Annotated in this window: 1 protein-coding gene; it reads right to left on the reverse strand. The window is 32.3% G+C overall.

Going from position 1 to position 334, the window contains the following annotated elements:
- A partial coding sequence (locus LJD32_RS15150) for a prealbumin-like fold domain-containing protein (RefSeq protein WP_227403853.1) occupies window positions 1-334 on the reverse strand: 334 nt, incomplete at both ends.

Here is a 334-nt window from a genome sequence, read left to right on the forward strand (position 1 = left end):
GCCTTTAGGTGTTTCTACTTCTTCGATAGAATAATCTCCTGCATCTAACTGTAAAGGAAGTGTTACTGTTCCTTCTTCAGCATCCTTTACTGTAACAACGCTTTTAGAATTAGTTGTAAATGTGTCATATTTTTTACCGCCAAATTTTTGTACAACATAGTTCCCTTTTGAGTCTTTGATTTTAAATGATGCACCATTTAATGTGACTTTCTTTCCTGATTCGGCATCTAATTTAATAATTTTAAGTTGTGACGAAAATGGTCGGTTATTCACATTGATACGTTTTACCTGTTCAACATCTTTATATTCACTGTAATCATCTGTTACTGAAATT

The organism is Faecalibacillus sp. TM498 (assembly GCF_020589955.1).
GTDB classification, from domain to species: Bacteria; Bacillota_I; Bacilli_A; order Erysipelotrichales; family Coprobacillaceae; genus Faecalibacillus; species Faecalibacillus intestinalis.